The sequence below is a fragment of the Stenotrophomonas muris genome (assembly GCF_052751275.1).
In genome coordinates, this window is the sequence record NZ_CP199879.1 from 3,426,661 (window position 1) to 3,451,405 (window position 24,745).

The 24,745-nt window shown below is 67.7% G+C and carries 24 protein-coding genes; 15 read left to right on the plus strand and 9 right to left on the minus strand.

Annotation, left to right across the window (positions count from 1 at the left end; all coding sequences use genetic code 11):
- Position 1: 1 nt before the first annotated feature.
- The 8 genes from ACUVWL_RS15970 (at position 2) to ACUVWL_RS16005 (ending at position 6,598) form a co-directional block, all read left to right on the plus strand.
- Positions 2-472 (plus strand): phage holin family protein, encoded by a 471-nt coding sequence (locus ACUVWL_RS15970; RefSeq protein WP_014645651.1) that lies wholly within the window; start codon positions 2-4, stop codon positions 470-472.
- On the plus strand, positions 469-924 hold the full coding sequence (locus ACUVWL_RS15975; protein WP_445978552.1) for a protein sip-5: 456 nt from the start codon (positions 469-471) through the stop codon (positions 922-924). Before ACUVWL_RS15970 ends, ACUVWL_RS15975 begins: the two co-directional genes overlap by 4 nt.
- A 67-nt stretch (positions 925-991) precedes the next feature.
- Positions 992-2,101, plus strand: coding sequence for an AI-2E family transporter (locus ACUVWL_RS15980; protein WP_049441853.1), 1,110 nt, complete (start codon positions 992-994; stop codon positions 2,099-2,101).
- A gap of 91 nt (positions 2,102-2,192) precedes the next feature.
- Entirely contained in the window at positions 2,193-2,660 is a 468-nt protein-coding gene (locus tag ACUVWL_RS15985; protein WP_032961458.1) for a hypothetical protein, read from the plus strand.
- A gap of 74 nt (positions 2,661-2,734) precedes the next feature.
- Complete coding sequence (locus ACUVWL_RS15990) at positions 2,735-3,454, plus strand: HAD family hydrolase (protein WP_014645647.1); 720 nt, start codon at positions 2,735-2,737, stop codon at positions 3,452-3,454.
- 3 nt (positions 3,455-3,457) lie between these two features.
- Positions 3,458-4,825, plus strand: a complete 1,368-nt coding sequence (locus ACUVWL_RS15995; protein ID WP_049408696.1) for a leucyl aminopeptidase family protein — start codon at positions 3,458-3,460, stop codon at positions 4,823-4,825.
- Between the two features lie 136 nt (positions 4,826-4,961).
- Positions 4,962-6,065: a catalase family peroxidase gene (locus ACUVWL_RS16000; protein ID WP_032961465.1), complete on the plus strand. Its 1,104-nt coding sequence runs from the start codon at positions 4,962-4,964 to the stop codon at positions 6,063-6,065.
- Positions 6,062-6,598 carry a cytochrome b/b6 domain-containing protein gene (locus tag ACUVWL_RS16005; RefSeq protein WP_197606196.1) on the plus strand — a complete coding sequence of 179 codons (537 nt, stop codon included), beginning with the start codon at positions 6,062-6,064 and terminating at the stop codon, positions 6,596-6,598. The genes ACUVWL_RS16000 and ACUVWL_RS16005 overlap by 4 nt, the downstream gene beginning before the upstream one ends.
- A gap of 557 nt (positions 6,599-7,155) precedes the next feature.
- Here ACUVWL_RS16005 and ACUVWL_RS16010 read toward each other — a convergent pair.
- From ACUVWL_RS16010 to ACUVWL_RS16020, 3 genes are read right to left on the minus strand one after another with little or no spacing between them, the layout of a single operon-like run.
- Positions 7,156-7,758: a response regulator transcription factor gene (locus tag ACUVWL_RS16010; RefSeq protein ID WP_014645643.1), complete on the minus strand. Its 603-nt coding sequence runs from the start codon at positions 7,756-7,758 to the stop codon at positions 7,156-7,158.
- Positions 7,755-8,978: a sensor histidine kinase gene (locus ACUVWL_RS16015; protein ID WP_032956229.1), complete on the minus strand. Its 1,224-nt coding sequence runs from the start codon at positions 8,976-8,978 to the stop codon at positions 7,755-7,757. Before ACUVWL_RS16015 ends, ACUVWL_RS16010 begins: the two co-directional genes overlap by 4 nt.
- Entirely contained in the window at positions 8,975-9,103 is a 129-nt protein-coding gene (locus ACUVWL_RS16020) for a hypothetical protein (protein WP_257473236.1), read from the minus strand. Before ACUVWL_RS16020 ends, ACUVWL_RS16015 begins: the two co-directional genes overlap by 4 nt.
- A gap of 211 nt (positions 9,104-9,314) precedes the next feature.
- Here ACUVWL_RS16020 and ACUVWL_RS16025 point away from each other — a divergent pair, with 211 nt between their 5' ends.
- The 4 genes from ACUVWL_RS16025 (at position 9,315) to ACUVWL_RS16040 (ending at position 13,862) form a co-directional block, all read left to right on the plus strand.
- Positions 9,315-10,562 (plus strand): efflux RND transporter periplasmic adaptor subunit, encoded by a 1,248-nt coding sequence (locus ACUVWL_RS16025; RefSeq protein WP_329768289.1) that lies wholly within the window; start codon positions 9,315-9,317, stop codon positions 10,560-10,562.
- Positions 10,563-10,664: 102 nt separating this feature from the next.
- Positions 10,665-11,354 (plus strand): ABC transporter ATP-binding protein, encoded by a 690-nt coding sequence (locus ACUVWL_RS16030; RefSeq protein ID WP_004137569.1) that lies wholly within the window; start codon positions 10,665-10,667, stop codon positions 11,352-11,354.
- A gap of 14 nt (positions 11,355-11,368) precedes the next feature.
- Positions 11,369-12,526, plus strand: coding sequence for an ABC transporter permease (locus tag ACUVWL_RS16035; protein ID WP_014035671.1), 1,158 nt, complete (start codon positions 11,369-11,371; stop codon positions 12,524-12,526).
- A gap of 13 nt (positions 12,527-12,539) precedes the next feature.
- Positions 12,540-13,862, plus strand: a complete 1,323-nt coding sequence (locus tag ACUVWL_RS16040; protein WP_032956233.1) for an ABC transporter permease — start codon at positions 12,540-12,542, stop codon at positions 13,860-13,862.
- A 96-nt stretch (positions 13,863-13,958) separates the two neighbouring features.
- Here ACUVWL_RS16040 and ACUVWL_RS16045 read toward each other — a convergent pair whose 3' ends face one another.
- Complete coding sequence (locus tag ACUVWL_RS16045; RefSeq protein WP_019661820.1) at positions 13,959-14,237, minus strand: YrhB domain-containing protein; 279 nt, start codon at positions 14,235-14,237, stop codon at positions 13,959-13,961.
- A gap of 358 nt (positions 14,238-14,595) precedes the next feature.
- Between ACUVWL_RS16045 and ACUVWL_RS16050 the strand changes: the two genes are divergently transcribed.
- Positions 14,596-17,421: a TonB-dependent receptor gene (locus ACUVWL_RS16050; protein ID WP_445978553.1), complete on the plus strand. Its 2,826-nt coding sequence runs from the start codon at positions 14,596-14,598 to the stop codon at positions 17,419-17,421.
- Between the two features lie 209 nt (positions 17,422-17,630).
- On the opposite strand, the gene rarD is transcribed toward ACUVWL_RS16050, so the two are convergent.
- The gene (rarD, locus tag ACUVWL_RS16055; protein ID WP_014645638.1) at positions 17,631-18,527 is read right to left on the minus strand and encodes an EamA family transporter RarD; all 897 of its coding nucleotides are present in this window, start codon (positions 18,525-18,527) and stop codon (positions 17,631-17,633) included.
- Entirely contained in the window at positions 18,524-19,429 is a 906-nt protein-coding gene (gene yedA / locus ACUVWL_RS16060; RefSeq protein ID WP_049441840.1) for a drug/metabolite exporter YedA, read from the minus strand. Before yedA ends, rarD begins: the two co-directional genes overlap by 4 nt.
- Positions 19,430-19,652: 223 nt before the next feature.
- On the opposite strand from yedA, the gene ACUVWL_RS16065 reads away from it, so the two are divergent.
- Together ACUVWL_RS16065 and ACUVWL_RS16070 are read left to right on the plus strand one after the other, a co-directional pair.
- Positions 19,653-20,987, plus strand: a complete 1,335-nt coding sequence (locus ACUVWL_RS16065; protein ID WP_014645636.1) for an MFS transporter — start codon at positions 19,653-19,655, stop codon at positions 20,985-20,987.
- 67 nt (positions 20,988-21,054) lie between these two features.
- Positions 21,055-21,351, plus strand: a complete 297-nt coding sequence (locus tag ACUVWL_RS16070) for a hypothetical protein (protein WP_014645635.1) — start codon at positions 21,055-21,057, stop codon at positions 21,349-21,351.
- Between the two features lie 166 nt (positions 21,352-21,517).
- Here the strand turns inward: ACUVWL_RS16070 and ACUVWL_RS16075 are convergent, their stop codons facing one another.
- The 3 genes from ACUVWL_RS16075 to ACUVWL_RS16085 all read right to left on the minus strand — a co-directional run bounded on the left by ACUVWL_RS16075 (position 21,518) and on the right by ACUVWL_RS16085 (position 24,709).
- The gene (locus tag ACUVWL_RS16075; RefSeq protein ID WP_014645634.1) at positions 21,518-23,170 is read right to left on the minus strand and encodes a M28 family metallopeptidase; all 1,653 of its coding nucleotides are present in this window, start codon (positions 23,168-23,170) and stop codon (positions 21,518-21,520) included.
- Between the two features lie 105 nt (positions 23,171-23,275).
- Positions 23,276-24,208 carry an MBL fold metallo-hydrolase gene (locus ACUVWL_RS16080; protein ID WP_014645633.1) on the minus strand — a complete coding sequence of 311 codons (933 nt, stop codon included), beginning with the start codon at positions 24,206-24,208 and terminating at the stop codon, positions 23,276-23,278.
- A gap of 204 nt (positions 24,209-24,412) precedes the next feature.
- Positions 24,413-24,709, minus strand: coding sequence for a hypothetical protein (locus ACUVWL_RS16085; RefSeq protein ID WP_032956243.1), 297 nt, complete (start codon positions 24,707-24,709; stop codon positions 24,413-24,415).
- Positions 24,710-24,745 lie beyond the last annotated feature (36 nt).

The window sequence follows — 24,745 nt, forward strand, 5'->3', positions numbered from 1 at the left end:
CGTGAGCGAAGACAACGCGCAAGCCCCTGATCCGGCGGCCACCCCGCCGCTGGATGAGAGCATCCGCCAGGTCGGCGCGGCCGGTCGTGCCGCCGCCGATTCGGCCAAGCACACCGTGCGCTCGCTGCGCCGGCTGGCCTCGGCCGACTTCGCCCTGGCCCGCAGCGCCTTCGGCCGTGCGCTGGCCTGGGCCGGCGTGGCGATCGTATTTGGTGCCTCGGCCTGGCTGCTGATGGCGGCCACCCTCATCGCCCTGCTGCAGAGCTGGGGCCTTAGCTGGCTGCAGGCGCTGCTGATCACCTCGCTGCTGAGCCTGGCCGTCACCGGCTACGCGATCTGGCGGGTGTCCTACTTCTTCCACCACACCGGCATGCATGCCACCCGGCGCCAGCTGTCACGCCTGGGCCTGTTCGACGAGCCCAGCGAAGACGACCCCGATGCCGGCGTGCAGCTGCCCGAGGGCAAGCCATGAAGTTCGGCGCGCTGCAGCGGCGGGTGAAACGCTGCGAACAGGTGGTGACCGTGCGCCTGGGCGAGACCCAGGACCACTGGTCCAAGCTCAGCGACGTCTGGCGAAAGGGCTGGTCGCCGTTGCGCATCGTGGTGGTCGGCCTGGCCGGTGGCTTCATCGCCGGCAAGCTGGAAGTGCCCGGCAAGGTCAACGGTGCGCGCTGGCTGCAGATGGTCGGTTCGGTCTCGAACCTGTTCGCCAGTGCCCAGGCGGCGTTCGCCACGGCGATGGCGGCACAGGCTGCAGCGACCGCCGACGACGCGGCCGAAGAAGCCGACGATGCCAGCGAGCAGGCACAGGCGGCGGCCTCCGCCGCCAACGCACGGCCGGCACCTGCCCCCCGCCCGGAACCCGAACCGGAACCGCGCGAACCGCGCCCGGCCGAAGCCGCCACCGAGCTGTCCGAACGTTGATCCACGCACTCCGCCGCGCCGATCGCGGCCGGCGGATAATGCGCTCCCCTTCCCGGTTGGTGCGTCGATGAGCGAGTCCCTCCTGTCCCCGTCACCAGCCGATCCGCAGGGTGCGGAGGCACCGCTGCCGCCCCCGTCGCGTCCACGCGGGCCGATGTCGCTGGTGGTCCTGGCCACCCTGGCGGTGGGCTACACGCTGTGGGCCGCGCAGGACATCATCCTGCCGGTGCTGCTGGCGGTGTTCTTCGCGCTGGTCGGCAACCCGATCCTGCGCCTGCTGCAGAAGCTGTGGATTCCGCGCGCGCTGGGCGCACTGCTGATCCTCGGCGCCGGGCTGGGCGTGACCGGTTCGCTGGCGGTGCAGTTGATCGGTCCGGCGATGGAATGGGCGCAGGAAGCACCGCAGCAGCTGCGCAAGGTGGCCCGGCAGGTGCAGGACCTGACCAAGCCGGTGCAGCAGGCCAACCAGGCGGCGGAAAACTTCGCCCGCGTGGCCGGCGGTGACAGCAACCACAAGGTGCAGGTGATCCGCACCCAGCTGGACGATCCATACCGCATGCTGACCCGTGCACCGCGCCTGGCCGCGTCGGTGCTGGCGGTGGTGCTGCTGACCCTGTTCTTCATGATCTACGGGCAGAGCCTGCAGCGCGCAGCGATCGCCCTGTTCCCGAACCGCCAGCAGCAGCGGTTCACCACCGACATCCTGCGTTCGATCGAACGGGAGGTCTCGCGTTACGTGCTGACCATCAGCGTCATCAACACCCTGGTCGGGCTGGTGTTCGCCGGCGTGCTGATGCTGCTCGGCATCGGCCTGCAGGAAGCACTGCTGTGGGGCACGGTGGCTGCACTACTGAACTTCGCCCCGTATGTGGGTCCGCTGATCGGCGTGGCGCTGATGCTGTTGATGGGCTTCGTCGAGTTCCGCGACCCGCTGCAGGCCCTGCTGCCGGCCGCCGCCTACCTGGGCCTGCACACCCTGGAAGGGCAGATGGTGACCCCGATCGTGCTGGGCCGTCGGATGAAGCTGTCGCCGCTGGTGCTGATCCTGGCGCTGATGGTGTTCGGCTGGGCCTGGGGCATGATCGGGCTGCTGCTGGCAGTGCCGCTGCTGGTGTGCATCAAGCTGGTGCTGGCACGCCTGGATGGCATGCAGGGCTGGGCACGCCTGCTGGAGTGACGGCATCAACAACGGATGGACGCAGGTGGCGGAACCAGAAACAGGGACGAAGTGGCAGACTATGGCGCCCTACCCGGATGGATCCGCTCGTATGAACTCTCTCGCCACGCGTTGCCTTGCCTTGGCCTGCATTGCCGCTCCCGCGTTCGCCGCGACGCCGCCGACTGCCGATCAGGCGCGCACCCAGCTTGCTGAGGCGGTTACCTGCAAGCGGCACCTCACGCCCATGCAGTTCGACGCCATGGCCCGGATGCTGGCACCGGCCCCGGCAAGGGCGCAGGACGGCGAATCCAGCGGCGAGTTCCGGCTGACCACGCCCTTGATGGTGCTGGGCCAGCCCGTGAACCGGCTGCAGTCCTATGACGGCGACAGCGGCGAGGATGGCATCGACAGTTTCACCGCGTACTTCAGCTCGGCCAGTGTGGAACAGGTCGCGGCACTGGCGAAGATGTCCGACCCGGTGGCAGGCACCTACACGAAGGAAGTTGGGCGGCACAACCTGGACGTGCAGCAGTTCGACGGCCAGACCACCATCGCCTGCTCGTACAACCTGCGCTGACCCGGCCCAGCCACAGTGCCCACCCGCCCGCCGCGCCGCATGAAAGCCCGCGCGGGCAGGGGTAGAATGGCGAGGTGAATTTCCCCGTCCAAGCCATCACCCTCGACCTTGACGACACGCTGTGGCCGTTCGCTCCGATCGGCGCCCGCATCGAACAGGTCCTGCACGCCTGGATGTGCGAACACAGCCCCGCTACCGCCGCGATGTATCCGGTGGAGGCGATGCGCGAACTGCGCGAGCGGCTGTACCACGCCCATCCGTACCTCCACCACGACCTGAGTGCGCTGCGCCGGCTGACCCTGCACGAAGCACTGCACACCAGCGGTGCCAGCCTCGATCTGCTGGAGCCTGCGTATGAAGTGTTCTACGCCGCGCGCAACCAGGTGGAGTGCTATCCCGATGCGATCGACGCGCTGGCGCGCATTGCCGCACGGGTACCGGTGGCGGCGCTGAGCAACGGCAATGCCGACCTGGAGCGGATCGGCCTGGCCCATCATTTCGCCTTCCAGCTGGGTTCGCGCGAACACGGCGCGGCCAAGCCCGAAGCCAGCATCTTCCATGCCGCGTGCACCCGCCTGGGTGTGGCACCGGCACAGGTGCTGCACGTCGGCGACCATGCCGACATGGACGTGGCCGGGGCGATTGCCGCCGGCCTGCGCGGCTGCTGGATCAACCGCGACGCAGCCACCTGGACCCATCCGCAGCTGCAGCCGGACCTGCAGTTCGACACCCTTACCGGCCTGGCCGACTGGTTGGATGCCAACCTCGACGCCGCCGCACCCCGGAGTACCTGACGCATGAGCGAGATCACTGGTTTCACCGCCGACACCGCTGCGGCGCTGCCGTTGTACGTGCTGGACCGCGAGCAGTTCGCCGCCTGGAAGGACAGCCAGCCGGCTGCCACGCAGGCGTGGCTGGCATCGCAGGGCTTCAACGCCGGCGCCCACAGCGTGGCACTGCTGCCGGGCGCCGATGGCCTGGCCGGTGCCGTGATGGGCGTGGGTGATCGTGCCGATGCCTACAGCTATGCGCATGCGCCGCACGCGCTGCCGGAAGGCAGCGTCTGGCAGCTGGCCAATGAACTGCCGGCCGCCGAACTGGCGCTGCTGCAGCTGGGCTGGGGCCTGGGCAGCTACCGCTTTGACCGCTATCGCAAGCGCAACCGCGCACCGGCGCAGCTGGTGGCCTCGCCGACCGGCGAAGTGGCCGACCTGATCGCCGCCAGCCTGCGCGTGCGCGACTGGGTCAACACCCCGACCGAAGACATGGGCCCGCAGCAGCTGGAAGACGCCGCACGCACGCTGGCCGATGCACATGGTGCGCAGGTCGAGGCGATTACCGGCGACGAACTGCTGAAGCAGAATTTCCCGGCCATCCACGCCGTGGGCCGCGCTTCGCATCGTGCGCCGCGTCTGGTCGTGCTGCGCTGGGGCAGGGAAACCGACCCGGCGCTGGTGCTGGTGGGCAAGGGCGTGTGCTTCGATACCGGCGGGCTGGACATCAAGCCGGCCGACGGCATGCGCAACATGAAGAAGGACATGGGTGGCGCCGCGCATGCACTGGCCCTTGCCGGCCTGGTGATGGCACGTGGGCTGCCGGTGCGGCTGACCCTGCTGGTGCCGGCGGTGGAAAACGCGATCGGTCCCGATGCCTTCCGCCCGGGCGAAGTGATCGCCACCCGCAAGGGCCTGAGCGTGGAGATCGACAACACCGATGCCGAAGGCCGCGTGATCCTGTGCGATGCGCTGACCTTCGCCGGTGAGCAGAAGCCGGACCTGGTGCTGGACTTCGCCACCCTCACCGGTGCCGCGCGCATCGCACTGGGCCCGGACCTGCCGGCACTGTTCAGCAACGACGACACGGTGGCCCAGCAGTGGCTGCAGGCCGGTGACGCGACCCGCGACCCGGTCTGGCGCATGCCGCTGTGGCGCCCCTACCTGCGCTACCTGAGCAGCGGCATCGCCGACCTGGCCAACGCCGGTTCGCGCATGGCCGGCTCGGTGACCGCCGCGCTGTACCTGGAGCGCTTCCTGGAAGACGGCCAGCGCTGGGCGCACCTGGATGTGTATGCCTGGAACGACGGCGAGCGCCCGGGCCGTCCGGCCGGTGGCGAAGCGCTGGCGCTGCGCTCGGCGTGGGCGATGCTGAAGCAGCGCTACAGCTGATCGGGTGGGTGCCGACCGTTGGTCGGCACCCCGTCCCCGGAAAATCTGACGAAAAATTGAATTTCGGCCCCGGCCGGGTTCTGCGAGGATGTGTGGGTCGACCACCCACACGCTCCGTGAAGGCAGGACTCCGACCATGTCGCTCTTCCGCTACACCCGCGCTGGCCAGACGCCGGGCGCGCCACGCAAGCATTCACCCCTGCTCTGGATCGCACTGATCGCACTCATTCTGGGTGCGGTCGCGCTGGCCTTCGCCTGGCTGGCCGGCTGGATTGGAAACCGCCTGACCGCGCAGCGCTTCACCGACACCATCGAGGCCACCGGCCCGGCCCACCCGGGCTTCCGCCGCGCGCACAGCAAGGGCATCTGCGTGAGCGGCTGGTTCGAACCCAGCGCGCAGGCCCCCACCCTGTCCAGCGCACGGGTGTTCTCGCAACGCCGCGTGCCGGTGATGGGCCGCCTGTCGATCGGCGGCGGCGACCCCTACGGCGCCGACAACACCGCACGCGTGCGCAGCCTCGCGGTGCAGATGGTCAGCGATGATGGCCAGGAATGGCGCATGGCGATGAACAGCTTCCCATTCTTCGCCGTGCCCAGCGCAGAGGCGTTCTACGAGCAGACCCGCGCCTCCATTCCCGACCCGGCCACCGGCAAGCCCGATCCGCAGAAGATGGCCGCGGTGCTGGCCAAATACCCCAGTGCGCAGGCTTTCCAGCAGTGGGCCAAGACCGCGCCGTGGACCAGCAGCTGGGCCGACACCACCTTCAACAGCGTCAACAGCTTCTGGTTCACCAATGCGCAGGGCCAGAAGCGCGCGGTGCGCTGGCGCTGGCAGCCGCAGGCGCCGGTGGTGGAGATGGATGCGGAAACCCGCAAGCAGGCCAGCGTCGATTTCCTCAGCCAGGAACTGCAGCAGCGCCTGGCCAGCGGCCCGGTGCGCTGGAACCTGGTCGTGACCACCGCCGAGCCGGGCGATGCCATCGATGATCCGTCGGTACCGTGGCCCGAATCGCGTGACCAGGTAGTGGCCGGCGTACTCAGTCTGGACCGCATGCAGTCGCAGGAACAGGGCGCCTGCGGGCAGATCAATTTCGATCCGCTGATCCTGCCCAGCGGCGTGCGTGGCAGTGACGATCCGATCCTGGCGGCCCGCTCGGCCGTGTATTCGCAGTCCTTCAACCGCCGCGAACGCGAGCGCGCCACCGGCAACGTCGAGCAACGGAAGGAGGCCGCACGATGAGCACCGGCAACGGCCACTTCAACCTGCTGGCGCGGGTGCTGCACTGGTCCATGGCGCTGATGATCATCGCCATGCTGTTCATTGGCGTGACCATGGTCGCCTCGCTGCACTTGCGGCCGATGCTGATCGACCTGCACCGCCCATTGGGCATCACTATCGGCGTACTGGTGTTGCTGCGCCTGTACAACCGGCTGCGTCATCGCCCACCGCCGCTGCCGGCGGATCTTCCTGTGTGGCAGGTGATGGCGGCCAAGGCCTCGCACTGGATGCTGTACGCACTGATGCTGGCGATGCCGCTGATCGGCTGGGCGATGCTGTCGGCCGGCGGTTACCCGATCGTGCTGTGGGGTGGCCTGCACCTGCCGCCGATCGTGCCGCATACCCCGGCGCTGTATGCCGCGTTGCGCAATGCGCACAGCCTGCTGGCCTATGTGTTGTTTGCCACGGTGCTGATGCATGTGGGTGCGGCGCTGTTCCACCTGTGGGTGCGGCGTGACGGGGTGTTCCAGGCGATGGCGCGCGGGAAGAATTGAAAGGATTCGCCGGGCGTTCCCGGCGGATTGTTTCCGCGACCGCGGGGGGGTGTCACTTTTCTTTTCGCGCGAAAAGAAAAGTAACCAAAAGAAACGCGCCGCCAGAGCGCGAGCCGGTGCTGCGCACCGGTGCCCTGTGCTTCTCGGTGAATCAGGGGACGGCGCCGAACTCGCTACGCTCAAACACCGGCGCCTCTTCGCCCCTGATTCCCCTGCGATGCTCGGCTCGCTCAAGGCGGACCCAACATCAAGAGCGACAGCTGCACCCAGTAGATCCACGCCATGCGTGGATGCTGTTGCCGTTGATCTTGACCTTCCAGTCCGCCTTGAGCGAGCCGAGCACCGCAGGTCCGGCGAGGGCGAAGAGGTGCGGGTGTCTGAGCGCAGCGAGTTCCCGCGCCGTCCCTCGACGGACCGAGGAGCGCAGGGCACCGGCGTGCGAAGCACGCCGGCTCGCGGCCGGCGGAGCGTTTCTTTGGTTACTTTCTTTGCGCGCAAAGAAAGTGACATCCCTCCGTGGTCGCGGAAACGAAATCACCGGGAACAGCAGGACGCCCCTACAACCACCCCTTCTGCCGCGCCAGCCGGTACGCCTCGATCCGGTTGGCCACGCCCAGCTTGCCGATGCACTCGGACAGGTAATTGCGCACCGTACCGTGCGACAACCCCAGCTGCTCGGCGATCTCGCTGGCGGTGCGGCCCTCGCCCGCCAGCCGCAGTACGCGGCGCTCGCGGTCGGTCAGCGGATCGGCCTGCGACCACGCATCCAGTGCCAGCTGCGGGTCGATCGCGCGGATGCCCTGTTTCACCTTGCGCAGGGCATCGGCCAGGTTCTCGGCCGGTGCATCCTTCAGCAGGTAGCCCAGCACGCCGGCTTCCAGCGCGCGGCGCAGGAAACCGGCGCGGGCGAAGGTGGTCACGATCACCACCTTGATCGGCAGCTCGTGGCGCGCGATGCGCTGGGCAAGCTCGAGCCCGGACAGGCCGGGCATCTCGATGTCGGTGACCAGGATGTCCGGTTGCAGCTGCTGCAGCATCCGCCACGCGGTTTCGCCATCGGCGGCGCTGCCCAGCACCTCGATATCCGGCTCCAGGCCCAGCAACGCCGACAGTGCACCGCGCACCATCGCCTGATCCTCGGCCAGCAGGATGCGGATCATGCGGCACCGTCCTGTGCCAGCGACGGCGGCGCTCCCGGCGGCAACGGTGTGGTCGCGGCAGCCAGTGGCACGCGCACGGTCAGTCGCGTGCCCTCGCCCTTTGCGGACTGTACCTGCAGGCTGCCCCCCAGGGCGGCCACGCGTTCGCGCATGCCGCTCAGCCCGTTGCCCTCGGCCTGCACGCCGCCACGGCCATCGTCGCGGATCTGCATCGCCAGCATGCGTCCCTCCAGCATGAACTCCACCCGTGCCTGTGTCGCCTGTGCATGGCGCACGATATTGGTTGCGGCCTCGCGCAGCACCAGCGCCAGCCCGCGTTCGACATCCACCGGCATCGCCGGTGGTGGTGCGTATTGAAGGTGGACCTGCTGGCATTCCAGCAGCAGCCGCGCCGATGCCAGCTCACCGGCCAGGTCGCTGGCGCGGATGCCGGTAACCGCGCTGCGCACCTGTGCCAGCGCTTCGCGGGCGATGGCCTCGGCCTCGCCGATCTCCAGCCGCGCGCGCGCGTCGCCGCGGTCGTGCAGCTTGCGCGCCAGCTCCAGCTTCAATGTGATCAGCGACAGGGTGTGGCCGAGCAGGTCATGCAGGTCGCGGCCGATGCGTTCGCGCTCGGCAGTGGCCGCCAGCCGCCGCACCTCGTCCTGCGACAGCTGCAGTGCCGCATCCTTCTGCTGGTTGAGCGCTTCCACGTTCACGACCAGCCCCACGATGTAGGACACGGCCGGGATCCAGACCAGGCTCTGCCACGGGTACTGGAACAGCAGCGCGAGGCTGCAGAACAGAAGGTTCAGGCCAGTGAGCTGCAGCAGATACTGCCACCAGCCACCGCGTCCGCTCACCCGCAGCAGCACGCAGCCGAACACGAAGTAGGTCAGCCCGGACGGATACCAGGGCAGCAGCACCAGCGACATCGCGATCAGGCCCAGCGCATAGCGCGGAGCGTGATGGCGCGGCGCCACCATCACCTTGGCGTACAGCAGCAGGAACACCGGATAGCTGGCCAGCGTCAGCAGCAGCCAGCGCAGGGTGAAGCCGTGGCCAAGCAAGGGCGTCAGGAAGATCCACACCGACCACAGCAGGTGGACTGCCTCGCTCCAGGGCGATTTTCCCCGGCGCAGCGTATCGGCCACCGCCGAGTCCGGCGCGGGGCGCAGCAGCGAGGCAAGCCATGTCGACGGCACGGGCGGTTCCAGGCGGGGACGATCGCCGCCGATCATGCCAGTTCAGCCGCCTGCGCGCAGGCGCCACCACCGGCCGGGCGGCACCGGCGCAACCGAGCGCGGATCACGGTACGCTTGGCGGCGCGGCTGTGGCGGGCCAGCGACGGGGTGATCGGATCCATGGGCAGTACCGGTAGCGGGGACGTTGCCATCCTGTGCCGCCGTGGTCACGTTTCGCAGTTGCCGCCGTCAGTGTCATCGGGTGACAGCTGTCACTGCCGTCATCGCTGTGCCTGCCTGCATGCTGTGCCGCACGCTCCACCGCCGGAACCGCCGGAACCGCCGCCGTCCGCCCTTCCGGCCACACCCGCCCAAACGCCTGTGATGGAACGAATGAACGCTTCTGCCGAGCTGTTGAAGGAACTCCGTATCGACCGCAAATCGCCGCCGCCCGCCTCCGGCGGCAGTGGCGGTGGCCGCCGCTGGCTGTGGATCGCGATCATCTTGGTCGTGTTGTTGCTGGCCGCTGTCGGCTTCGCCCTGTTCGGGCGTACGCCGGCAGTGGACGTGGAAACCGCCCCCGCCGTGGCCATCCAGCAGGGCAGCGCCAGCAGTTCGGTGCTCGATGCCAGTGGCTACGTGGTCGCCCGGCGCATGGCCACGGTATCGGCCAAGATCACCGGCAAGGTGCGCGAGGTGATGATCGAGGAAGGCATGCGCGTGGAACAGGGCCAGATCATGGCCACCCTGGACCCGATCGATGCCGACGCGCAGCGCAGCCTGTATGCCTCGCAGCTGCAGGCCGCACGCAGCCAGGTGGCCGGGCTGGAAGCGCAGCAGAGGCAGGCGGCCGCTGAAGCCAGCCGCCTGCAGGCACTGGTCGGCCAGCAGCTGGTGTCGCGCTCGCAGTACGACCAGGCGGTGGCCCAGCGTGACAGCCTGCGTGCACAGCTGGACACCGCACAGCGCAACGTCAAGGTGGCCAACGACCAGCTGGCCATCGCCGATCTGGGCGTGGACAACAACATCGTGCGCGCGCCGTTCTCCGGCGTGGTCACTGCCAAGGCCGCGCAGCCCGGCGAAATCGTCTCGCCGCTGTCGGCGGGCGGTGGGTTCACCCGTACCGGCATCGGCACCATCGTCGACATGGACTCGCTGGAGATCGAAGTCGAGGTCGGCGAGGCCTTCATCGGCCGCGTGCAGCCGAAGATGCCGGTCGAAGCCACGCTCAACGCCTATCCGGAGTGGAAGATTCCGGGCGAGGTGATCGCCATCATCCCCACCGCCGACCGCGGCAAGGCCACGGTGAAGGTGCGCGTGGCGCTGAAGGTGAAGGACCCGCGCATCGTGCCGGAGATGGGCGTGCGCGTCAGCTTCCTGGAGCAGGCGCAGCCGCAGGCGGCCGCCAAACCGCAGGGCGTGCGCGTGCCGGCGGGCGCCGTGGTCCAGCGCGAGGGCGCCTCGGTTGCCTTCGTGCTGGGTGACGAAAGCCGCGTGCAGCAGCGCACGGTCGAGGCCGGCCAGGCGATGGGCAAGGACCGCCAGATCCTCAAGGGCGTGAGCGCAGGTGAATCGGTGGTGCTGAACCCGCCGGACACCCTGCGCGATGGCGCCAAGGTGCAACAGAAACAAGCGCAGTAGCGGCCTGGCGCCCACGGGCGCCGCCGGCAGCACCGCTCGACGCACGCCTGCGGCCCCTGCCGTGGCGCTTCCCCGTTTCCCGCCTTCCGTGGAGAACCACCCATGTCGACCCTGGTTTCACTGCGCAACATCACCAAGACCTACCAGCGTGGCCCCGAGAAAGTGCAGGTGCTGCACGGCATCGACCTGGACATCGCCAGCGGCGACTTCGTCGCGCTGATGGGCCCGTCCGGCTCGGGCAAGACCACCCTGCTCAACCTGATCGGCGGCCTGGACAACCCCAGCGGCGGCGAGATCAGCATCGAGGGCGAGCGCATCGACCAGATGAGCGGCGGCCAGCTGTCGACCTGGCGCAGCCACCACGTCGGCTTCGTGTTCCAGTTCTACAACCTGATGCCGATGCTGACCGCGCAGAAGAACGTGGAACTGCCGCTGCTGCTGACCCACCTCAATGCGGCGCAGCGCCGCCGCAACGCCGAGATCGCGCTGACCCTGGTCGGCCTGGCCGACCGCCGCAGCCACCGCCCGAATGAACTGTCCGGCGGCCAGCAGCAGCGCGTGGCAATCGCCCGGGCGATCGTCTCCGACCCGACCTTCCTGATCTGCGACGAACCGACCGGCGACCTCGACCGCCAGTCCGCCGAGGAGATCCTCGGCCTGCTGCAGCAGCTCAACCGGGAGCATGGCAAGACCATCATCATGGTCACCCATGACCCGAAGGCCGCCGAGTACGCCACGCACACGGTGCACCTGGACAAGGGCGAGCTGGCCGACGCGCCGCTGGCCCACTGACGGAGGCCACGGCGATGAAATACTTCTCGTTGGTGTGGGCGCAGCTGTTCCGCAGCCGTACCCGCACGTTGCTGACCCTGCTCTCCGTGGTGGCCGCGTTCCTGCTGTTCGGCATGCTCGATTCGGTGCGCGTGGCATTCACCTCCGGCGGCAGCGTGGAAGGCGCCAACCGCCTGGTGGTCGCATCGCGGCTGTCGATCACCCAGTCGCTGCCGATCCGCCTGGAGGCCCAGGTGCGGCAGGTGGCCGGCGTGCGCGACGTGGCCTATGGCATGTGGTTCGGCGGCATCTACCAGGACCCGAAGAACTTCTTCCCGAACTTCTCGGTGTCCCCCAACTACTTCGATGTCTACCGCGAGCTGCAGATCGACCCGGCACAGCTGGAAGACTGGAAGCAGACCCGTACCGGCGCCATCGTCGGCGAAACCCTGGCCAAGCAGTTCGGCTGGAAGATCGGCGACACCATCCCGCTGCAGGCCACGATCTTCCCGCGTGGCGGCAGCAACGACTGGCCGCTGGTGCTCAAGGGCATCTACCGTTCCAAGGACCGTGCGCTGGCCGCCAACGAAGAACGCCAGTTGATGATGAACTGGAAGTACTTCGATGAATCCAACGACTACATCAAGAACCAGGTGAGCTGGTACACGGTAACGCTGGACAACCCGGACCACTCTTCGCGGGTGGCGCAGGCGATCGACGCGATCTCGGCCAACTCCGACCACGAGACCAAGACCCAGACCGAATCGGCGTTCCAGCAGGCCTTCGTCAAGCAGTTCGCGGATATCGGCATGATCGTCACCTCGATCATGGGCGCGGTGTTCTTCACCCTGCTGCTGTTGACAGGCAACACCATGGCGCAGGCCGTGCGCGAGCGCGTGCCGGAGCTGGCCACGCTGAAGACGCTGGGCTTCAAGGACAGCACCGTGCTGACCCTGGTGATGGTGGAATCGGTGCTGCTGATCGGCCTGGGCGGCCTGATCGGCATGGGCCTGGCCGCCCTGATCCTGCCGGCCATCGGCCCGAAGAGCATGGGCATGCTGCCGCCGCACGTGCCGACGCCAACCTGGCTGATGGGGCTGGGCCTGATCGTGGTGATCGGCATCATCGTCGGCCTGTTGCCGGCGCTGCGTGCCAAGCGCCTGAAGATCGTCGACGCACTGGCCGGTCGCTGAGGAGAACACAGACATGTTCAAGAGCAAACTCAAGAAGTGGCTGGGCAACGGCGTGACGGTGCTGCTGCTGGCGGTCGGCCTGGTGCTGTGGATCAGCCTGCCGTGGACCGGCGTGCTGGCCGTGACCGTGCTGGTGGCCCTGTGGCTTCTGCTGACCCGCGGGGGGCGACTGGCGCTGGCCGCCACCCGTATCGGCGTGGCCAGCCTGCCGCAGCGCTGGGGCGCGTCCTCGGTGATCGTGGTCGGCATCGCCGGCGTGGTCGGCGTGCTGGTGGCAATGCTGGCGATGGGCGAAGGCTTCCAGGCCACGCTCAACAACACCGGCGATGACACCACTGCCATCGTGCTGCGCGGTGGCTCGCAGGCCGAGACCAACTCGGTGATCACCCGCGAGCAGGTACCGATGCTGTCCACCCTGCCCGGCATCAGCCGCGATGCGCAGGGCCGGCCGCTGCTGTCGCCGGAGCTGTCGCAGGTGGTCAACCTGGTGTCGAAGTCCGATGGCACCGACGTCAACGCGCAGTTCCGCGGCGTGGGCCCGCAGGCGTGGGCGGTGCATGACAAGGTCAGGATCGTCGAGGGCCGCAAGTTCGCCACTGGCCTGCGCGAGATCGTGGTCGGCCAGGGCGCCAAGGGCCAGTTCCGCGACATGGAGGTGGGCAGGACACTGACCCTGGGCAACCAGACCTGGACCGTAGTGGGTGTGTTCGCCACCGGCGATGCGCATGATTCGGAACTGTGGACCGACGCCGATACGCTGGCCACCACCTACCAGCGCAGCGCCTGGCAGTCGATCAGCGTGCGCACCGAGGGCAAGGCAGGCTTCGATCAGTTCAAGGCCGCCGTCGCCGCCGACCCGCGCCTGAAACTGGACGTGGAAACCACCCGCGTGTACTACAGCAAGCAGGGCGGCGGGCTGACCAAGTTGATCGACATCCTTGGCAAGGTGATCGGCACGATCATGGCGGTCGGTGCGGTGTTTGGCGCGCTCAACACCATGTATGCGGCCGTCGCCACGCGCGCCCGCGAAATCGCCACCATGCGTGCGATCGGCTTCCGCGGCCTGCCGGTGGTGACGGCAGTGATGCTGGAGACGATGCTGCTGGCGCTGCTCGGTGGCCTGCTCGGCTGTGCGGTGGCGTGGCTGCTGTTCAACGGCTACAGCGTGTCCACCATCGGCAGCAACTTCAGCGCAGTGGTGTTCAAGTTCCATGTGTCGCCGGAACTGCTGTGGACCGGCCTGAAATGGGCACTGGGCATCGGCCTGGTCGGCGGCCTGTTCCCGGCACTGCGCGCGGCACGTCTGCCGATCACCACGGCGCTGCGCGAAACCTGAGCATCGCGCAGCGGTGGACTGCGCATCACGCAAGGGGACGGAGCGAAGGCTCCGTCCCTTTCACGTTGCCGAACTCAGAAATCCGCCGCCGCAGCATCAGACGGCGGGGCCGCGCGCGGCCAGATGCTGGCGAAGGACCTCCTCGGGCGGATACGCCGTGCCCAGCGCGTGCTGCTCGCCTGTGTGCCGGTCGACGAAGATCGGCCCATTGCCGGCCAATGCATCCGAGATTTCGCCGGATTGCAGGTAGCGCAGCGACTGGAAGCAGAACAGCCAGCCTTCGACCACTTCGTGCTCATGCGTGATGGCAACCGGCTCATCGTCGCTGGCAAGTGCAGCCTCCACGCGACGGCGTGCTTCTTCAAGCTGGATCATTCCTTCGTCTCCTGCCTTCGATGACAAGGCGAAGAGCATTTCATGCGGGCAGGTGCATCACAACGCCTGCGCGCCTGCATACAAGCGCGTACTGCGACGCGTTGTCGCAACCACTCAAGCGTGCCAGCTTCGTGCCGCTATCGATGCCTCTGCCCATCGCAAACGCAGCGCGCGTGACGCTGCGCACAGCGCATCTGTGGATTGTTGGTTGCGATTCATTTTCGCGCACTTCCAGCAGCGCCGAGACAAACAGTTACGAATGGAAACATTCTAGAATCGCGCCCCCCACGTTGGTTTGCAGCACCCCACGCGCCCATAGAACGGGCGCTTGTTTTTACCGAAACACGAGATTTCACGGATGTCCCTGAAAACCAATCCGCTGCGCAACGCGATCGTCATCGCGCTGGCCGCCAGCTGCACCACCCCCGCCTTCGCACAGAGCACCAGCGATACCCCGACCAACCTCGACCGCATCGAAATCACCGGCTCGCGCATCCGCCAGGCCAGTGTCGAAACCGCACAGCCGGTGGTCGCGCTCAACCGCGCCGAGATCGAGAAGAAGGGCTACGTCAACGTCGCTGACATCCTGCAGGACATTCCTGCCGCCGGTGCGCCGAGCATGAGCCGCGCCTCGTCGCTGACCTCCTCGCGCGACTTCGGCGGCATGTACGTCAGCCTGCGCAACCTGGGCCCGGAACGCAGCCTGGTGCTGATCGACGGCCGCCGCATGGGCGTCAGCGCCGGCGGTTACTCCGACCTGGCCTCGATCCCGTCGTCCATCGTCGAGCGCGTGGAAGTGCTGACCGACGGCGCCTCCGCGCTGTACGGCTCCGATGCCATCGCCGGCGTGGTCAACATCATCACCCGCAAGAATTTCGATGGTGGCGAAGCCAGCGTCTATGTCGGCCAGTACGGCCAGGGTGACGGCCAGAAGCGCGCCTACAGCGCGACCTTCGGCAAGACCTTCGAGCGCGGCTGGTTCAGCGTGGGCGCCGAGCGCACCAAGGAAGATGAGGTGCTGGGCAAGGACCGCGCGTTCAGCCGTTACACCAACGGCCCGCGCCACCCCAACGATGGCCTCAATGGCAACACCCCGTGGGGCTACGTCACCGTCGGTGGCAAGAACCTGACGGTGGGCCCGGGCGGCGACCCGGGCAAGGCCGGCAACTTCCATGCGCCGGACCCGGCTGATGGTGCCAACACCAAGTCGAACATGAGCCTGCTGACAGGCCTGGAACGCACCTCGGTGTTCGCCAACGGTGGCTTCTCGATCACCGACAACCTGCGCATCGTCGCCGACGCGTTGTACAGCAAGCGCGAGTCGACCAAGCACCTGGCCGGTTACCCGTACTCGGTCAGCGCCGCACAGGCCCGCAATGGCAGCCGTGCCGCCCTGTCCAAGGACAGCGCGTTCAACCTGTGGGGCCAGGATGCGCTGTTCGCGCACCGTACCGAGGAACTGCCGCGCGGCACCGAGAACAACCTGGAAACCAAGCGCGCCAGCATTGGTCTGGAAGGCAGCTTCGAAACCGGTTCGCGGTACTGGGACTGGAACGTCAACTACATGTACAACCGCAACGAAGGCGAGCGCATCGGTACCGGCAGCATGTACCAGCCGCACGTCAACCTGGCCGTCGGCCCGTCCTTCATGGACGGCAACGTGGCCCGCTGCGGTGCGCCGGGCGCGGTGATCGCCGGTTGCGTGCCGTGGAACCCGGCCGCCCCGATGGGTTACACCGGACCCGGCTCGCTGAGCAACCAGGACGTGCAGGACTACCTGTTCACCCGCTTCGTCGACAAGATGCAGAGCACCACCAAGGTCGCCAGCGGCAACATCTCCGGCTCGCTGTTCACCCTGCCGGCCGGCGACATCCTGGCCGCGATGGGCTTCGAGCACCGCAGCGAGGAAGCCAGCTACACTCCGGACACGATGGTGCAGAAGGGCGAGATCGCCGGCACCAGCGGCCAGCCGACCCGCGGCAACTACTCGCTCAACGAGGTCTACCTGGAACTGCAGGTGCCGCTGCTGGCCGACCTGCCGTTCGCCCGCGAACTGTCGCTGGACATGGCCGGCCGCTACTCGGACTACAACAACTTCGGTTCGACCACCAACAGCAAGTTCGGCCTGAAGTGGAAGCCGATCGACAGCCTGCTGGTGCGCGCCACCTACGGCACCGGCTTCCGTGCGCCGACCGTGGATGACCTGTACGGCGGCACCGTCAGCAGCCGCGACTCGTTCACCGATCCGTGCGATACCTCCTTCGGTACCGCCGCCACCAGCCCGACCGTCGCTGCCCGCTGCCAGGCGCTGAAGGTGCCGGCCAACTTCCGCCAGCTCAACAGCGATGGCAGCGTGGCCACCAAGCCCGGCCAGCAGGCCACCACCGATTTCAGCTCGGGTTCCAACCCGGGCCTGAAGCCAGAAACCGCCAAGACCTGGACCGTCGGCCTGGTCTACAGCCCGGACTTCGTGCAGGGCCTGGACGTCAGCCTGGACTGGTGGAAGATCCGCATCGACAACGCCATCGTTGGTGAGTCGGCCACCAACATCCTGGAACAGTGCTACGTGCAGGGTTCGGATGCCGCCTGCGGCCGCTTCACCCGTGGCAGCAACGGCCAGGTCAACTCGCTGGACCGCTCGCTGGTCAACGCGGGCTACCGCGAAACCGCCGGCTATGACATCAACGTGCGCTACCGCCTGCCGGAAACCGCGTTCGGCAAGTTCGCCGTCAACTGGAACACCACGTACACCGACTACCTGGAGCAGCGCAACGACAGCGCCGCCACCACCCCGGTGGAACAGCGTACCGGTTGGGCCGGCGACTTCCGCGTGCGCTCCACCTTCAACCTGGATTGGCAGTATGGCGACCTCGGCATCGGCTGGACCGCGCGCTACTACTCCAGCATGAAGGAGAAGTGTTCGTACATGGATGAGTGCAACATGCCGGGCTTCAACTCGTCGTACACCAGCGCGTCGCCGACCAACAAGGTGGGCTCCAACACCTTCCACGACCTGCAGGTGCGTTACAGCCTGCCGTGGGATGGCACCGTGTCGCTGGGCGTGAACAACGTGTTCAACCACCAGGGTCCGATCATGTACAGCCAGCCGAACAGCAGCTTCACCTACTACGGTGGCTTCGACATCGGCCGCTTCATGTACATGAAGTACCAGCAGCGCTTCTAAGCCTGCAACCGCGTTCCCGCCACGGCCATCCCTCTCTCCTGGCCGTGGATGGAAGCAGAACGGCGCCCCTCGGGGCGCCGTTCTTTTTTGGGTGGAAGCGGGTCGGATCCCTTCGCCCTGCGAAGGGCTCTGCCCCCCCCCGCGACGGATAGAACAGGGTCAGAGCCCCCCGCGTTGCGGAGGGATCCGACCCCGCAGTCCCGCCGGCGCTAGCGCTTGGCGCGCATCGTGCGGATGTTGTCGCCGACGAACAGGATCAGGCCGGCCCAGATCGCGGCAAAGCCGATCGCCTTGGCGGTATCGAACGCTTCGTGGAAGAAGAACACGCCCAGCAGCAGCTGCAGGCTCGGTGCGATGTACTGCAGGATGCCGACCAGCGACAGCGGAATGCGCTTCACGCCGTAGGCAAAGCCGATCAGCGGTACGGCGGTGACTGCGCCACCGAAGATCAGCAGCAGGTCGTTGCGCCAGCCCCAGCCATGGAAGAACGCACCGCCATGGCCGTTTTCCGCCCAGATCGCGAAGGCCAGCGCCGGCAGGAACAGGTACATGCTTTCCACGCCCAGGCCGGCCACCGGGTCGACCGAGACCAGCTTGCGCAACAGCCCATACAGGCCGAACGAACAAGCCAGGCCGAGCGCGATCCACGGCGGTGTGCCGGCGTCGATGGTCAGCCAGGCCACGCCCACCGCCGCCATCGCCACCGCCACCCATTGCAGGCGGCGCAGGCGTTCCTTCAGCACCAGCACGCCCAGCAGCACGTTCACCAGCGGGTTGATGAAGTAGCCCAGGCTGGTCTCGATGACATGGCCGGCGTTGACCGCCCAGATGTACAGGCCCCAGTTGAAGGCGATGGTCAGGCTCGACACCAGCAGGATCGGCAGCGCGCGCGGCTGCGCGGCGATCTTCTGCCACCAGCCCAGGCGCGAGCTGATCAGCAGCCAGCCCAGCACCAGCACGGTGCTCCAGATGATGCGGTGGGCGATGATCTGGAACGAAGGCACCTCGTTGAGCAGGTGCCAGTACACCGGCACCAGGCCCCAGATCACGAAGGTGGACGCGGTGACCAGCAGGCCCCGGCGTTGTTCTTTCTCGTCCATGCTCATCTCTTTCGCGTCCTTGCCATCGTCAGTACCACCACACCCAGGAGAATCACCGCCATCGCCAGCAGGTCGCGCCAGCCGAAGCGTTCACCGTTGAGCAGCGCGCCGAGCAGCACCGCGATCACCGGGTTGACGTACGCATAGCTGCCGGCCAGCGCCGGACGCACGTTCTGCAGCAGCCACACGTAGGCAGTGAACGCGACGATGGAGCCGAACACGCACAGGTACGCCATCGCCAGCAGGCCACCGGTATCGGGCAGCGTGCTCGGGCGCTCGCCGACCGCCAGGCCGATCAGCACCAGCAGCACGCCACCGCAGATCATCTGCCCGGCCGCGGTCATGAACGGGCCCGGCAGGTCCAGCCCGCGTGCCCACACCGAACCGAAGGCCCAGCCGATCGGCGCGATCAGCAGCAGCACCAGCCCGGTCGGCGAGGCGGTCAGGCTGCTGCCGGCATTGAGCCAGACCACACCGAGGAAGCCGATGGCGATGCCCAGCCACTCACCGCGGCTGGCATGCTGCCCGCGCAGCGCCGAGAACAGCGCCATCCACAGCGGCACCGAGGCCACCGCGGTGGCGGCCAGGCCCGAGGACACCTCACGCTCGGCCAGCACCACCATGCCGTTGCCCAGCACCAGCATGGTCACGCCCATGATGACCAGGTTGCGCCATTGCCGCAGGGTCGGGTTCGGCAGCTTCCAGAACAGGCGCAGCGCCAGGAACATCAGGCCGCCGGCAATGATGAAGCGGCTGCCGGAGACCATCGTCAGCGGCAGTGCGCCGCCGTGCAGGGCCTTGGCGATGCCCAGGTAGGTCGAGCCCCAGACCACGTAGACCAGCAGCAGTGCCAGCGCGACAAGGCCACCCCGGGGGGCAGCCGCAGACGAAGAGGGGGGAACCGACATGACACACCAGGGAGCCGGGGGAAGGCGGATTCTAGGACGTTTTGAGTATGGTCCGGGACCCCATACGGTGGCACGCTGTCATCCATCCATGCACCCTGCTCTGGTCTGCTACCCCGTGTTGACGGTCGATGCAGTACCAAGAGGGCTGCCCGGCCGCGCCGCCCCAAGGCCGTGCGCCGTTTTCCCTGCGCACGGACGCGCCGCATCGAGGATTCCCACCCAGATGAGCACCACGCCCCAACCTGCTGTCCCCGCGAACGACCGCGCCGCCCTGCGGCGGTCGATCTCCAACACCCTCAAAGGCTCCGCCGGCAACCTGGTGGAGTGGTACGACGTCTACGTGTACTCGGTGTTCGCCGTGTACTTCGAATCGCAGTTCTTCTCGCCCGACGACAAGAACTCCACGATGTACGTGTGGGCGATCTTCGCCGCGACCTTCCTGATGCGCCCGATCGGCGCCTGGTTCTTCGGTCGCTTCGCCGACCGCCATGGCCGCCGCCTGGCGCTGACCGTCTCGGTCACGTTGATGGCGCTGTGCTCGTTCCTGATCGCCATCACCCCCACCGCCGCCAGCATCGGCATCTGGGCCGCGGTCATCCTGCTGTTCGCACGGCTGCTGCAGGGCTTCGCCACCGGTGGCGAGTACGGCGCCAGCGCCACCTACATGTCCGAAGCCGCCATTCCCGGCCGCCGCGGCTTCCTGTCGTCCTTCCACTACGTCACCCTGGTTGGCGGCCACGTGCTGGCCCAGCTGACCCTGCTGCTGATGCTGACCTTCTGGGGCAAGCCGGAAATCTCCGAGTGGGGCTGGCGCATCGCCTTCGGCATCGGCGGCATCGCCGCGGTGGTGGTGTTCTGGCTGCGCCGTGGCATGGACGAGTCGCTGTCGGAGTCGTCCATCGAGGCCGCGCGCGAGGGCAAGGCGCAGAAGTCCGGTTCGATGTACGAGCTGTTCGTGCACCAGTGGCGACCGCTGCTGCTGTGCTTCCTGATCACCGCCGGCGGCACCGTGGCCTTCTACACCTACTCGGTGAACGGCCCGAAGATGATCCAGAGCGCCTTCGCCGGCAACGATCCGATGACCGGCACCCTGATCAACCTGGGCGTGCTGGCCTTCCTGATGGTGCTGCAGCCGGTCGGTGGCTGGCTGTCGGACATCATCGGCCGCAAGACCCTGCTGGTGTTCTTCGGCGTCGGCGGCGTGCTGTACAGCTGGTACCTGATCACCCAGCTGCCGCACCAGCATGACGCCACCCTTGCCTTCCTGACCCTGGCGCTGGCGTTCGTCATCCTCACCGGCTACACCTCCATCAACGCGGTGGTGAAGGCCGAACTGTTCCCCACCCACGTGCGTGCACTGGGCGTGGGCCTGGGCTATGCGCTGGCCAACTCGCTGTTCGGCGGCACCGCCCCGCTGCTGTACCAGGGCGCGCTGAAGACCGGCCACGTCGATTGGTTCGCCCTCTACGTGACTGCCACGATCGCGGTATCGTTGGTGGTCTATGTGTTCTTCCTCACCAACAAGGGCCCGAACTGGCTCGACGGCACCCGCAAGTAAGCGCGTTGCCCTGATCGCGGCCACCGGTGCAATGCCGGTGGCCGCTGCGTCTCCCGCTCCTCCACTGATGTGGATCGCGGTGACGCTGGCCGCAGCCACGGCACTGGCCTGGCTGCTGCGCCGCCCCAGCGCACAGGCCGCATGGCCACGCATCGGTTTCGGGATCGCCCTGCTGCTGTTCTGCGCCGCACTGGCGCTGCAGCTGGCAGTGGACCTGGGCAGCGGCCACAGCTCGCTGCAACTGCGCCTGCATCGCGGCGTCAACGGCGGATCGCTGGTCGGCCTGCGCACGATGGTGGCGTGCTATCTGGCAGCGCTCGCCGCCAGCGGCTGGGGCGCGTGGAAGCTGCTGCGCCGGCGCTGACGAACACCCGGTCGTGCCGCCCGCTGGCCGACACCTCCACATTCTTTCGGTCGTGCCGGCCGCTGGCCGGCAACTCAACATTCCTTTGGTAGTGCCGGCCGCTGGCCGGCAACCTCATGAACCTCCGGGAAGAGCAGGGACTTGCCGGCCAGCGGCCGGCACCACCTCAGCGGCGGGCCGCTTCGCTCTTGTCGCGCGCGCCGCGGAACTCCGATTCCTTTTCCCACGTCGGCCAGCGGCGGCTGTTGGCCAGCTCCGCGCCCAGATCGTAGACCAGCAGGGTATCGGCAGCGTGGCCGCTCGGGTCCCAGCGCGGCGTCCAGGCATCGCAGGCCTGGTGGTAGCAATCGGCGAAGTACTTCTCGCGCAGCGCGCGGCCGGCTTCAACCCCACCGTCCAGCTTGTCCAGGCCCGGGCCGATGGTGATTGCCGGCACGCCCAGGCGGGCGAAGGCGAAGTGGTCAGCGCGGTAGAAGAAGCCCGCTTCCAGGTTCGGGTCCGGGCTGTAGCTGCGGCCGCGGGCCTTGGCCACGCGTTCCAGGTCGCCTTCCAGCGAGACCCGGCCCTTGCCCCACGACGCGATGTCGCGGGTCGGGCCATCCGGGCTGAACATCTCGATGTTCAGCACCGCGGCGGTCTTGTCCAGCGGCGCCAGCGGGTGCGCGGCGTAGTAGCTGGCGCCCAGCAGGCCCTTCTCTTCGGCGGTCAGCGCCACGAAGTACAGCGTGCGCTGCGGCTGCGGGCCGGCGGCGAACACCCGGCCCAGTTCCAGCACCGTGGCCACGCCGGTGGCGTTGTCGATCGCACCGCGGCGGATGCGGTCGCCCTTGGCGTCGGGCTGGCCGATACCGAAGGCATCCCAGTGCGCAGAGAAGATCACCGCCTCGTCGCCATGCTCGCCACCGGGCAGCTTGGCCACCACGTTGCGGGTCACCACCTGCTCGCGCTTCAGCGCGAAGTCCACGCTCAGCTTGGCGTTGTCCAGTGCCACAGGACGGAAGTCGGCGCGCATCGCCTTGCGCTTCTCGGCATCGAAGTCGAGGCCGGCGTCGGCGAAAATCGCCTCGGCCAGCTCGCGCTGCATCCAGCCACGCAGCGGCGTGTGCTGCGCCATCGCCTCGTCCTGGCCGCGCTCGATGTCGAACAGCGGCGATGTGCCCGAGCTCTTCACCGTGGCCCAGCCGTAGGCGGCCGGCGCGGTCTCGTGCACGATCAGCACGCCTTCGGCACCACGGCGTGCGGCTTCCTCGAACTTGTAGGTCCAGCGGCCGTAGTAGGTCACCGCCTTGCCGTCGAATGCGCCCGGTGCATCGGCTTCGAAATCGGCATCGTTGATCAGTACCACGGCGATCTTGCCGTGCAGGTCCACGTCCTTGTAGTCGTTCCACTGGCGTTCCGGCGCATCGATGCCATAGCCGACGAACACCAGCGGCGCATTCCTGATCTGCACGCGCTTGCGCGGCTGCAGGCTCTGCAGGGTCACGTCCACGCCATTGGCCAGCGCACGCTTGCCCTGCTTCAGCGACAGGCTGGCCTTGGCCGGGCCGTCCAGCTGCGCGCGCACCAACGGGACCGGCTGCACCCAGCTGCCATCCACGCCGCCGGGCTGCAGGCCGTAGCTGCGGAACTGCTCGATCAGGTACTGCACCGTGCGCTCTTCACCCTCGGTGGCCGGCGCGCGGCCTTCGAATTCATCCGACGCCAGAACGCGCACATGGCGCGACAGCGCCTGCGGATCGATGCCGCCACCCGGCAGGTCGTTGGCCGCATGGGCAAGGCCACCGACGAACAGGCAGGACGACAGCAGCAACACGCGCATCGGATTCACGGCAGTACCACGGCTAGCTTGGAAGTCACCAGAGTGTAACGTGGTCGTGACATCACGGCGCGGCTTGGGCCTGCGTCATCCACGCAGGGCGTGGATCTACCTGCTGATGCGATCCAGCCAGCAGGCCAGGCCCTGTGCGTTGAGCTCGATATCCATCGCCAGCACGGTGGTCACTGCCGCATCGTCCAGCGCACAGCCATGCAGCTGTGCACGTTCCAGATACAGCGCCTGCAACGCGGCCAACAGGCAACGATGGCGGTCCGGTCGACCGTCGCACTGGCGGCCGATGGCGGCCATCGCATCGATCTGCTCGAACAGGTCGCCGGCCAGTTTCTCCACCTGTTCCACACGACCGTAGTGGGTCAGGTACATCGCCTGCGGGCCGTAGCCCAGCATGCGCTGGATCGAGGCCTTCATCGCCTCCGGGTCGAACTGCACCGGCGAGGAGGTCGGGAAGATGAAAGCGCCCTGCGCGCTGTCCAGCTCGCGGTAGGAGATACCGAAGGTATCGCCGGTGAACCAGCTGCGGCTGCGCGCATCCCATACGCAATAGTGGTGCAGCGCGTGACCCGGCGTGTGCAGCAGCACCAGCTCGCGGCCGGCCAGATCGATGCGGTGGCCGTCTTCGGCCACCACCACGCGCGACTCCGGAATCGCCTCGATGCGGCCATAGCTGCGCGCAATCTCGTCGGCGCCATACACCGCCGTGGCACCGGCGATCAGCCGGGTCGGGTCGATCATGTGCGGCGCACCGCGCGGGTGCAGCACCGCCTTTGCGTTGGGCAGCTGCTGCATCAGCAGGCCGGCGCCGCCGGCGTGGTCCAGGTGCACGTGCGTGAGCAGCAACCAGTCCACCGCTTCCACGCCCAGGCCGGCATCCGCCAGCGCCTGCAGCATCGCCGGCACCGACAGGCCGGTGCCGCAGTCGACAAACGCGGCGCGGCCGTTTTCAACGATCAGGTAAGCCGCGTCGAAGTCCGGGCGCTGGAAGCCGGTATCGATGGTGTGGATGCTGGGGTCGGCGGTCATCGGCACGCACCTGGCAGGATCGGGAACAGACGCCCATGGTAGGCGCGCAGGCGGCCCGGGTTCGATGCGGCTTTGGTCGGAGTCCAGATTCCGTAGAGCCGAGCCCATGCTCGGCTGCCTTTCTGCCAGACATCAGCCGAGCATGGGCTCGGCTCTACAGAGGGCGCGTGCAGTCGAGCATGGCTCGACTCTGCAAAGGCGGGGTTACCGGTCCAGCCAGCGCGGTCGCAGCAGCAACGCCAGCACCAGCACCGCCAGGAACGCGCCGTAGGCGTACAGCACCGCCAGCACCTGCGGCCAGATCGGGCCGGCGCCGGGTTGCACCACGCCGATGCGGTAGCCCCACAGCATCGACACAATGCTCAGCGCGAACGCCAATACCAGGGTGGTGCCATCGAACAGGCGCCGCCGCGCGGTACGCGGCTGGCGCGGGAACAGCCAGTACAGGCTGCCCAGCAGCAGGAACCAGGGCAGGAACAGCAGCAGCGACAACCAGGCCATCGCAGACTCCATGTCATCGCGCCGGCGGCGCGCGGA